This is a genomic window from Paenibacillus sp. FSL M7-0802 (genome assembly GCF_038004945.1).
GTDB classification, from domain to species: Bacteria; Bacillota; Bacilli; order Paenibacillales; family Paenibacillaceae; genus Paenibacillus; species Paenibacillus polymyxa_B.
Window position 1 is genome coordinate 5842990 of sequence record NZ_JBBOSD010000001.1, and the last position, 12999, is coordinate 5855988.

Below are 12999 nucleotides of genomic sequence, written 5' to 3' on the forward strand. Positions count from 1 at the left end.
TATTTAAGGAGGAGTACTTATGAGTGATTTGAAGAAACAAAACATAAAAGATATGTACCGGCTCACTCCTATGCAGCAAGGGATATTGTACCACTATATGATGGATAAAAATTCAGACGCCTACTTTGAGCAGATATCACTTTCTATAAAAGGCATCCTGGACATTGATTGTGTTGAAAAGAGCGTTAATATCATTATTGAAAAGTATGACGCTTTGAGAACAATTTTTTTGTATGAAAATGTAGCCAAGCCCTTACAAGTAGTCATGAAGGAAAGAAAGCTGTCTGTCAGCTATGAGGATATTACCTCCCTTGCCGAAGAACTAAGGGATAGGTATATAGAAGAATACAGGGTTAAAGACAGAAAAAAGGGCTTTGACTTATCAAGGGATATTTTAACAAGATTAAGTGTAATTAAAACAGGCTACCAATCTTATAACATGGTATGGAGCTTTCATCACATCATTATTGATGGGTGGAGTCTCGCAAATATATTTAGAGAATTTATGGAAAACTATGAAGCCCTGATGAATAGCCGGGAGCCGGAGTCAGGAAAGGTATATCCTTACAGCCGCTATATCAAATGGTTGGAAGGCAGAAATCAGAACGAGGCCGCAGATTACTGGGAAACCTATCTTAAAGGTTACGAGCATCAGACAGTCCTTCCCCAAAACGGCAGGTCTGCAAGTGATGATTTCAGGATTGAAGAAACGGAGTTTAAAATATCTGAACAAATAACTAGCGATCTTGAGAAGTTTGCAGCCAAAAACAATACAACCATGAGTACCATTATAAAGACCATATGGGGGATATTATTACAGCGGTATAACAATACCGATGATGTGGTGTTTGGTGAGGTGGTATCGGGAAGGCCTCATGAAATACAGGGAATTGAGAGCATGGTGGGTTTATTTATAAATACCGTTGCAGTAAGGGTGAGTTGTGATGAGGATAAAACTTTTACCGAACTGATCAAAGAGATGCAGCAATCGGTGCTTGAATCTGACCGGTACAGTTTCTATCCTCTGGCGGATGTGCAGTCAAAAACATGCTTGAAAGATGCCTTGATACATCATGTCATGGCTTTTGAAAATTACCCTATGGATGAAGCGGTTAATGCTTCATCCAGTAATGGCATTTTAAATGTAGTTGGAATGGAAATATTCGAGCAGACGAATTATGATTTTGGGATACTCGTTGATGGCGGTAAGGAATTATCTATTAAATTCAGTTACAACTCACTGGTATATGATGGTAATTTCATAGAAAAAATCAAGGGACATTTTCAGTCGGTAATAGAAATTGTAACCGATAATCCCGATATGCATATTAGGAATATTGATATACTCACCGAAGTGGAAAAGAAAGAAATAGTACACTGCTTCAATAATACAACGGAGGAATACCACAGGGAAAAGACCATTCACCAACTATTTGAGGAACAAGCGGTGAAGACACCTGACAATGCGGCAGTGGTGTTTGAGGGTAAGCAGCTAACCTATAGGGAACTCAATGAGAAGTCAAATCAGCTTGCAAGAGTGTTGAGGGATAAGGGAGTTAAACCAGACAGCATAGTGGGTATTATGGTAGAACGCTCACTGGAGATGGTCATAGGTATATTTGGCATACTTAAAGCCGGAGGGGCATATATGCCTATAGATCCTGACTACCCTAAGGCAAGAATCGAATATTTACTCGAGGACAGCGAGATAGGGGTGCTGATTTCCCAAAAGCAATTCCTGGAGAAAGTGGAGTTTTACGGGAAGTATATAGACATAGAAGATGAAAGCCTTTATGCCGGAAACCCTATGAACCTGGAAGTGGTATGTTCACCGCAAAATTTGGCATATATCATTTATACATCTGGGTCTACAGGAAAACCTAAAGGGGTTATGGTAGAACATAAAGGGGTAGCAAATCTGGAGGCGTTTTTCAAGACCCGCTTAAATGTAAGTGAAAGCGATAGGATTATTCAATTTGCATCAATTTCATTCGACGCTGCAGTTTGGGAAATATTTATGGGACTATTGGCAGGAGCAACACTATATATATCTTCAAGCGATATTATCAATGACTATCGAAGATTTGAAGAATACCTAAATGAAAATGAGATAACTATTGCTACTTTACCACCTCCGTATCTGGCAAATCTGGACCCGGAAAAAGTAACTTCCTTAAAGAAGGTAATTGCAGCAGGTTCGGCTTCCACTCCCGAACTTTTAAAGAAATGGAGCAACAGGATTTCATATATAAATGCTTATGGACCTACTGAGACAACCGTATGTGCAACGGTATGGAAAGCAGATGATTGTGAGACGGCCGATAAGTCGGTACCTATTGGTAAACCTATTACCAATACCCGGGTGTTTATAGTTGATGAAAACAATAATCTTAAGCCCATAGGTGTTGAGGGTGAACTCTGTGTTTCCGGGGCAGGATTGGCGAGAGGATACTTGAAAAAACCGGAACTTACCAGGGAAAAGTTTGTACCGAACCCATTTATGCCTGGAGAACTGATGTATAAAACAGGAGATCTTGCAAAGTGGCTTCCTGACGGGAATATTGCATTTGCCGGCAGAAAAGACCACCAGGTTAAAATAAGAGGGTATAGAATCGAGCTTGAGGAAATAGAAGCAGCCCTTTTGAAGCATGCTGATATAAATGAGGCGGTGGTCATTGACCGGGAGGATTCAAGTGTAGGCAGGTATCTTTGCGCTTATATAGTGTCTGACCGAGAAGTGACAGTGACCGAAATAAGGGAGCTTATATCTAAAGAGCTGCCCGATTATATGATTCCATCCTATTTTATGAGGATAGCAAAAGTACCGTTAACCATAAATGGAAAATTGGACAGAAAGGCGCTGCCGCTGCCTGATGGAAGAATAAATACAGGAACAGAGTATGCAGCGCCTTCAGGTGAAGTGGAGGAAAGGCTTGCGCTGCTGTGGCAGGACATCCTTGGAATAGAGAAGGTAGGAAGAAATGATAACTTCTTTATGCTCGGAGGACACTCGTTAAAGGCAACAAGCCTTGTAGCAAGAATTCACAAAGAGTTCAATGTAGACATACCTCTTAAGGAAATATTCAAGACACCAACCATCTTAGAAATTGCCAGCTACATTGAAGACTCAAAGGAGAGCCTATATCAGTCCATTCAACGTGCTGGGGATATGGAATATTATCCCATGTCATCCGCCCAGAAAAGACTATATATATTAAACCAGCTTGAAGGAGCTGGAATCGCCTACAATATACCTGGCATAATATTGCTGGAAGGTACTGTTGATAAAGCACGTTTTGAGCAGGCTTTTCATAGTCTGATAGAAAGGCATGAGAGCTTTCGAACCTCCTTCCATATGATCGAGGAAGAGCTGTCTCAGAAAGTCCATGACAAGGCGGACCTAAGTATCATGTACCTGGAAACCAGTGAAGAGAAGGTTCCCGAAATAGTGGAGAAATTCATAAGGCCCTTTGACCTTGGAAAGGCTCCACTATTAAGAGTTGGACTTGTAAAGATTGGAGAAGCCAGACATATTATGGTGTTTGACATGCATCATATCATATCGGATGGAGTGTCCAACGACATACTGGTAAGAGAGTTTATAAGCTTATATGAAGGGAAAATACTTCCTCCACTGCGTATACAGTACAAGGACTACTCAGTTTGGCAGAGGGAATTGTTTGCAGGAGCTGCCATAAGTAAGCAGGAGGAATTCTGGCTCCAGACCTTTCAGGGAGAGATCCCTGTGCTGGATTTATCCACCGACTACCCAAGACCCGCAGTACAAAGCTTTGAAGGAGACTACATCAGCTTTGAAGCTGATAGCGAGCTTGCGGTTAGACTTAACAAGCTTGGATCAGACAATGGAGCTACATTATATATGACGCTTCTTGCTGCATACAATGTGCTGTTATCTAGATACACTGGACAGGAAGATATTATTGTGGGAAGTCCTATAGCTGGAAGGCCTCATGCTGACCTTCAAGACATCATAGGTATGTTTGTAAACACTCTGGCCATGAGAAACCACCCGCAAGGAGAAAAGACTTTTATTGAATTCTTGAAAGAAGTTAAAGAAAATGCTTTGAAAGCATACGACAATCAGGACTATCAGTTTGAAGAATTAGTGGATAAGCTGGACATAAGGAGGGATATGAGCAGGAATCCCCTCTTTGATACCATGTTTGCCATATACAATGTTGGAAAAGCAGAGCTCATAACGTCTGATCTAAGCTTCAAGCCGTACAACAAAGGGATAGAAGGCAGAATATCAAAATTTGACATCACCTTAAATGCATTTGAGACTGAGGATGGTATAGCCTTTGAACTCGAATACTGTACAAGACTGTTTAAGAAAGAAACAGTTGAAAGACTTGGGGCTCATTACATCAATTTGCTGGAAGAAATTGCAGCATACCCCGAAAAAAGGCTTTATGAAATCGAAATGTTATCACAGGAAGAAAAACAGCAAGTATTATACAGCTTTAACGATACTGCTCTCGAATATCCCCTGGATAAAACCATACACCAAATGTTTGAGGAGCAAGTGAAAAAGACTCCTGATCATATTGCAGTGGTTTTTGAAGGTAAACAATTAACCTACCGAGAACTGAATCAAAAGGCAAACCAATTGGCCAGGGCATTAAGAGAAAAGGGAGTAAAGCCTGATGATATTGTAGGCATAATGGTGGACCGCTCGCCTGAAATGGTTATAGGTATAATGTCAGTAATCAAGGCTGGGGGGGCGTACCTTCCTGTAGATCCTAATTATCCATTGGAAAGAAAAAGGTATATGATGGAGGACAGCAAGGCCAAAATTTTACTCACCCAAAATCATCTTATGGATCGTGATGATTTCGATGGTGAGATTATTGATTTATCTGATTATGATTATAATTTTATAAACGATGTGAATATAAAATGTATAAATAAGCCTGGTGATACAGCGTACATCATCTATACCTCTGGCTCAACGGGAAACCCTAAAGGTGTTTGCATTGATAATAAGAGTGTATTAAACCTGGTAGAGGGTCTGTTCCAGAGAATATATAGCAAATATGAATCACCGTTGAATGTTTGCCTCATTGCCCCTTATGTTTTTGATGCTTCGGTGCAGCAGATTTTCGCAGCACTGCTAATGGGGCATGCATTGTACATTGTACCGGAGGAAGCAAGGAAAGACGGTAAAAAGCTGCTGGACTTCTATAGTGAAAATAGGATTGATATTTCGGATGGAACGCCCATACACGTAAATATGATGTTAAATTCTCCTCCTATAGATAATAACCTAAAAGTGAGACATTTTATTATAGGCGGAGATGTTCTTCCATTTGATGCAGTAAAAGACTTCCTAAGCAGATTTGAGGATGTGCAACCTTGCATCACAAATGTTTATGGTCCTACCGAATGCTGTGTGGATTCTACGGAATATTTGATTACTGCGGCGGGGCTTAGTAGATTGGATAATATCCCCATAGGCCGTCCTTTGCCAAACACCAGAGCATGCATACTTGGTAAGAAATTAGAAGTAAATCCTATAGGTATCGCTGGGGAATTATATATATCTGGGGATGGTCTTGCCAAAGGCTATTTAAACAAGACGGGGCTTACTGCAGAAAGATTTGTATCTAACCCGTTTATAAAGGGAGAAAGAATGTATCGTACTGGGGACTTGGCAAGATGGCTGCCTGACGGGAATATAGAATTTTTAGGCAGGATGGACCACCAGGTAAAGATAAGGGGATTTAGAATAGAACTTGGAGAAATAGAGGCTCAGCTATTAAGACATGCTTCAATAAAAGAAGCTGTGGTTATTGTAAAGGAAGACCAACAGAAGAACAAGGATCTGTGTGCATATTTCGTTGGGGAAAATGAACTGACAATAACTGAACTAAGGGAATGCCTTTCAAAAGAATTGCCCGAGTATATGATCCCGGCATACTTCATGCAGCTGGATGAAATGCCTTTGACAGCCAATGGTAAGATAGACCGGAAGAACTTGCCCCACCCTGCTGCTCATTTAAATACTGGAGTAGAGTATGAAGCACCTTCAGGTGAAGTGGAAGAGAAGCTTGTACAATTGTGGCAGGATATCCTGGGGGTTGAGAAAATAGGGAGAAATGATAATTTCTTTGTGCTTGGGGGGCACTCATTAAAAGCAATAAACTTTGCAGCCAAAATTCACAAAGAGTTCAATGTAAATATATCTCTTAAGGAGATATTCAAGCTGCCGACAATTGCAGAAATTGCCAAGTACATCCAGGAAGCCCAAGAGAGTATTTATCAATCTATCCAGCCCACTGGAGAAATGGAATACTATCCTATGTCGTCTTCCCAAAGAAGGCTGTATATATTAAATCAGCTTGAAGGAGCAAGGGTGGCATACAATATGCCAGAGTTTATGTTGTTAGAAGGCAGTATTGATATAGAACGTTTTGAGAAAGCCTTAGATCAGCTGGTAAAAAGGCATGAGGCTTTCCGGACCTCCTTCCATATGGTAGATGGTGAACCGGTGCAGAAGGTCCATGATGAGGTGGAATTTAGTATCATGTACATGGAAACCGGCGAAGAAAAAGCCTCAGAAGCAGCAAATGAATTCATAAGGCCATTTGACCTTGGCAAGGCTCCTTTACTAAGAGCAGGGCTCGTAAAAATTAGAGAAGACAGGCATGTCATGATGCTTGATAAACACCATATCATATCTGACGGGGTGTCGGATGAAATACTGGTAAGAGAATTCATAAGCTTGTATGAAGGAATGAATCTTCCAGCACTTCAGATTCAGTACAAGGACTATTCCGTATGGCAGAATAAATTGTTTGCTGACGGCACAATCAGTAAACAAGAAGAATACTGGCTCCAGGCATTTAGGGGAGAAATACCAGTACTTGATATGCCGGTAGACTACCCAAGGCCGGCTATACAGAGTTTTGAAGGCGATATGGTCAGTTTTGAAACAGGCCGGGAACTTGCACATAAACTGAACAAGCTTGCCGTGGATCATGGAGCAACACTGTATATGGTGCTTCTAGCTTCATACAATGTGCTTCTTTTCAAATACACCGGACAGGAAGATGTCGTAATTGGAAGCCCTATAGCAGGAAGGCCACATACAGATTTGCAGGACATCATAGGCATGTTTGTCAATACCCTAGCTATGAGGAATTACCCTCAAGGTAAAAAGAATTTCAGCGAGTTTTTGATGGTAGTAAAAGAAAATGCTCTAAGGGCTTATGAAAACCAGGATTACCCATTTGAGGAACTTGTGGAGAAGCTTAGCATTAAGCGGGATTTGAGCAGAAATCCGCTGTTTGATACTATGTTTGTCTTGCAAAATAAAGAGGCATCAGAATTTAAGATGAATGGGCTAAGGTTCATGCCCTATGATAATGAGTTCAGGGCGTCCAAATTTGATTTGACCCTAAACGCCCAAGAGACCCAGAATAATATTGTATTTGGGTTAAAGTATGCTACTCGTCTGTTTAAGAAAGAGACAATAGAAAAACTTGGGGTCCATTTCATCAATGTACTGGAAGAGATCACAGCTTACCCCGAAAAGATGCTGTCCGAAATAAATATACTATCTCAGGATGAAAAACAGCAAATACTAAATAGTTTTAATGATACAAAGGCAGAATACCCTAGGGATAAGACTCTACATGAGCTGTTCCAAGACCAAGTGGAAAGGACACCTGATAATGTAGCTGTAGTGTTTGAGGACAAGCAATTAACCTACAGGCAGCTCAATGAAAAGGCAAATCAGCTTGCCAGAGCACTAAGAAGTAATGGTGTAAAGCAAAACAGCATAGTTGGAATAATGGTAGAAAGATCCGTAGATATGCAGGTTGGAATACTGGGAATTTTAAAAGCAGGAGGTGTCTATTTACCAATTTCAACCAAACTTCCTGAACTAAGAATAAAAAAATTACTGGAAGATAGTAATGCAACTATGCTGTTGACGCAATCACATTTAGCGGATAAAGCAGAGTTTTACGGTAATATATTACTGCTTGATTCCCCTGAAATATACATTGGAAGTGCTGAAAACCTTGATAAAATAAATAAACCAGAGGACTTAGCTTATATCATTTATACATCGGGATCTACTGGAGTTCCGAAGGGTTCAATGATAGAGCATCGAAGTGTAGTTAACTTGGTTTATGGACTAAGAAAGCTTGTCTATGAAAATTATGATAATTATTTAAATGTTGCCCTTGTGTCCCCTTACTTTTTTGACGCATCTGTAAAACAAATATTTGCGGCTTCTCTCCTTGGCCATACGCTGTTTATAGTTCCTGAGGATACAAGGCTAGATGGTGAGGGCCTTCTAAAGTACTATAACAGGAATTCAATTGCTGTTTCAGACGGAACACCAGCACATATAAAGCTTTTAACAGATACTGCCAGGCCTGGCGAAAGTCTTTCAGTTATGCAGTTTATTATCGGAGGGGAAGAACTTTCATGTAAAGGTATACAAGGTTTCTATGATCGGTTTAAAGATAATAACCCTACTATAACAAACGTTTATGGTCCAACAGAATGCTGCGTAGATTCAACTTATTACCATTTAAGCCGTGAGAAGGTGAGAAATCTAACAAGTATACCTATAGGTATGCCATTGCAGAATTATAAGATATATATACTTAATGAAGACATGAATATCTTACCGGTTAATACAACTGGTGAAATATATATATCTGGAGATGGGCTGGCAAAAGGCTATTTGAACAAACTTGAATTGACTACGGAAAAATTTGTAGCTAATCCTTTCAGCTCTGGAGAAAGAATGTATCGTACCGGTGATCTTGGAAGGTGGCTTCCTGACGGAAACATCGAATTTATAGGCAGAGTAGACCATCAGGTAAAGATTAGGGGCTTTAGGATAGAGCTTGGGGAAATAGAAGTGCAGCTATTAAAGCATCCTTCAATAAAAGAAGCTGCGGTAATTGCAAAGACAGACCAGGAGGGCAACAAGTATTTGTGTGCTTATATAGCAGGGGAAAGTGAATCTACAATATCAGATTTAAGGGCGCTTCTCTTAAAAGAACTTCCCGATTACATGATACCACAATACTTTGTTCAGCTGGAAAAGCTGCCTTTGACAGCCAATGGCAAAATAGATCGGAATAATTTACCCCAAAATGACGGTACTTTAGCTACATCAGTAGAGTATGTAGAGCCTTGCGGTGAAGTTGAGGAGAAGCTTGCACTGCTGTGGCATGATGCCCTTGGAGTACAAAAAATTGGTGTGAATGATAACTTCTTTGAACTGGGAGGATACTCACTGAAGGCAATATCCCTTATAAGCAGAATTTATGAACAGTTAAATGTTGAGGTACCACTAAAAGACTTTTATATGGCCCCAACCATAAAGGAAATTGCCCGTTTTATACACAATACGTACGCCAATGATTATATTACACCAAGTCCGGCAATTCATTTTAATTCAGCAATGGAGAGTCTTATGTTTGCATTCCCTCCAGGAGGAGGAAATGGAATAGCTTATGGTAGTTTATCAAAACAAATGAATGCTTATTCCATATATTCCTTTGACTTTATAGAAAATGAGAGCAGGATGGAGGAGTATGTGAAGGCAATTACTTCTGTCAAACCCGAGGGCCCATATATTCTATTTGGTTACTCGGCAGGAGGTAATCTGGCATTTGAAGTTGCTAAAGTATTAATTGAAACTGGACATCATGTATCCGATATAATCTTTCTGGATTCGGCTAAATCATTTGTCCTTATTGAGGAAGAAAGCGAAGATGCTAAGAAACTTGCTGAGCAACAGGATAAAGAATTTATAGAAGAAAATGAGAAACTTATAAAAGGCATGTTTGGAGATAACCAGGCAGTTATTGAAAAGGCCATTGAAAGAATGAGAAATTATCATAAATACACTAGAAGTGTTATAAACTCGGGACAGATAAACTCCAATATCCATCTTATTATATCACAGCAGCAAGACAATGAAGGTGAAGCTGATTTATGTGAAGGATGGAGAGAGGCAACAACGGGAGAGTTCAAAGTATATAACGGATTTGGCAGTCATTTTGATATGTTAAGTACAGGATATATAGATAAAAATGCGGCTATTATTAAAGAAATATTGGAAGAGATCAACCAATAGTTCAGATATAAGGGGTAGATATAATGGATAAGATTAAATTGTTTTGTCTGCCGTATGCAGGAGGTTCTGCAGCAGTATATAAATATTGGGAACAATACTTGCATGATAGGATTGAGCTTTTCCCGATTGAGCTTGCGGGAAGAGGCAGCAGGATTGGTGAACCGTTTTACGGAAGTGTTGAGGAAGCGCTTGAAGATATACACCGTATTATCATAAGCAACCTTGAAGAACAACCTTATGCGTTGTTTGGCCACAGTATGGGCAGTGTACTTGTATATGAACTTGCCTATAGAATAAAGGAGCTCGGACATCCATATCCTGTCCATATGTTTATTTCCGGCAGATATCCTCCGGGTTTTGTAAGTAAGAAGAAGGTACTCTATGATTTGCCGGATAAGGAGTTTGTGGATGAGGTATTTAAGCTGGGAGGCACGCCCAAAGAGGTTCTGAAAAGCAATGAATTAATGGAGTTGTTTTTACCGATACTCAGAGAGGATTTTAGAATTACTGACACATACAGGCACATTGAAAAAAACGCTAAGCTTGACTGCGATATAAGTGTATTGTGGGGAAAAAGAGAAAAGGGAGCCACTATTTTTGACGTTGCAAAATGGCATGATTATACGTCCAAAAGTTGTAAAATTCATATGTTTGACGGGGATCATTTTTTTATACACGATTACAAAAAGGATGTAGCAGCAATAATAAATAGTAGTCTCATCGACTTTGCAGACAATGGTATGTGAAGACTGAAGTTTATTTAAAATTTAATATGAAATCAAGAGGCTAAGTTTTTAGGTTGACTTTAATGACCTGTAGACTTAGCCTCTTTCCAGTCTAATCAAAAATTTCAAGAAAGTAGAACCTACGTCCTATTGGAATTATTTTCATGTTTCTGTATTACGACGAAAGCAGCGCTCCATTCCTATACGCTATCCCAACGGTACATGCTTAAAGACACATCGGTGAAAATCCTGGAAATTGCGCCGCCAGGGGTTCAAACGTATTTCAATAACGATCCGAGCTCTATGCTACTAGCATCATTCATTGATGAAACGATGAAGGTACTTGGTACGGATGCGGACGAGGTTCTAGTGGAAGAAGCGAAAGTATTTCGAAACAACCCGGGCCCGAACGAAGGTATTTTTGTGAACCAGTTAAACAATATGATGTTTGAGCCGCCAAAGGGTCATTAATCCGTTTAATACTTAGCGTATATTTTCGTTAATTATCTCAACTCGCTTTTAGAAAATCCTTGATTATCAAGGGCGTGTACATCGAAGACATGTAAACAACGTATTCGCCTTGACAATGAGCCTCGCGGCATCGGAGTCTAAACACGTGCGCCGATGCCCATAGGACACGGTTTACCTAGGGCTTGCTGAACGAATCAAAACTCCAACAGGCACAAGGGTTTAGGGCCTCTTATGTCGAAGGAAAACGGGGCAGCCCCGTGAAAAACCGTGCACTTGGAGGCGTCAGGATTGTATCAGCGAACCGAGAACCAGATGAACCTGCCCGTCGACTTTTTTCTGCCGTTCGGCGGAAAGCTCGCAGAAGATAACCGCTGGGTGCTGCTGGCCCAGATGATTCCGTGGTGGATGCTCGAAGAGAAGTATGCGAAAAACTTCAAGAAAAGCCTCAAGGGCCAAAAAGCCGTTTCGATCCGTATCGCGCTCGGCGCACTCATCATCCAGGAGCGGTTGGCACCGATGATCGGGAGACACTTCGTCAGATTCTGGAGAACCCGTATCTGCAGTACTTCCTCGGTCTGCCGGAATATCGGTACCGCCGTCCGTTTCATCATTCTCTCATGACGCATTTCCGCAAGCGATTGGGTGGCGAAATTCTGGATGAAGTGAATGAATGGATCGCTCTGGAAGAAGCGCGCAAGTGTCGGATGATTCATCGGACGACGATGAACCTGGCAGCGGAACTGACGCAGCGTCCGGTAAGCCTTCAGAAACGCAGCCACAGCAGATGGAACTGACGAACGAGGGCGAACTGCTGCTGGACGCTACCTGCGCGCCGGCGGATATCGCCTACCCGACGGATTTGTCGTTACTGAATCAGGCCAGAGAAAAGCTGGAGAAGATCATCGACATCCTGCACGAACCGGAACGTGGAAAGACCCGCAAGCCCAGAACATACCGAGAGCGTGCCCGCAAAGCCTATCTGGCGGTTGCCAAGCAGCGGCGCGTGAAGCCGCGCGCGATACGAAAAGCGATCGGCAAGCAGCTCAGGTTCGTTTCCCGTGATCTGCGCATGATCGCCGAACTCGCCGATATGACGAGCGGCCTGCCGCGGCGTTTGTACAAGGAACTGCTGGTCATTCAAGAGCTTTATCGTCAGCAGCAAACGATGTATGACAAGCGGACACACAGCATATCGGATCGGATTGTCAGTATCGCACAGCCACATGTCAGACCGATCGTGCGCGGCAAAGCCAGGGCAAACGTCGAGTTCGGAGAGAAGCTGGCGATTAGCGTGGTGAACGGCTACGCTTTCCGCGAGCATCTGTCGTGGGATAGCTACAACGAAGGGCAGACATTGCAGGACGCCGTAGAGCGTTACCGCGCCAGATTTGGTTATTATCCCAAAGCGGTGCTGGCCGACCAGATCTATCGAACCCGCGACAACTTGCGCTTCTGCAAAGAGGGAATTCGCTTAAGCGGACCGCAGTTGGGTCGTATTAATAATGGTTTCGCATTTTCAATAACCTTAGATATAGTCGAGCTATTTCATAACTACACTCACCTAAAATCACTTTGCGATGATTCGCTGCTCTCATCAGTTGGAGTAACTACAGACAATCTCTTTGTATTAGCAAAGTTAACATCAATTAAAGACTTTATGAGATTATTAATAAA

3 protein-coding genes and 1 pseudogene are annotated in these 12999 nt (G+C 41.5%); all 4 read left to right on the top strand.

Annotated features, from left to right (window positions below):
- Nucleotides 1–19: 19 nt before the first annotated feature.
- Nucleotides 20–10129 carry a non-ribosomal peptide synthetase gene (locus MHB54_RS26655; protein ID WP_049828387.1) on the top strand — a complete coding sequence of 3370 codons (10110 nt, stop codon included), beginning with the start codon at nucleotides 20–22 and terminating at the stop codon, nucleotides 10127–10129.
- Between the two features lie 23 nt (nucleotides 10130–10152).
- Entirely contained in the window at nucleotides 10153–10875 is a 723-nt protein-coding gene (locus MHB54_RS26660) for a thioesterase II family protein (protein ID WP_023988771.1), read from the top strand.
- A 129-nt stretch (nucleotides 10876–11004) separates the two neighbouring features.
- A complete protein-coding gene (locus MHB54_RS26665) occupies nucleotides 11005–11325 on the top strand; it encodes a short-chain dehydrogenase (protein ID WP_023988770.1) in 321 nt (106 codons plus the stop codon).
- A gap of 288 nt (nucleotides 11326–11613) precedes the next feature.
- Nucleotides 11614–12820 (top strand): annotated as a pseudogene (locus tag MHB54_RS26670) (IS5 family transposase); the annotation flags it as partial.
- Nucleotides 12821–12999: the final 179 nt, after the last annotated feature.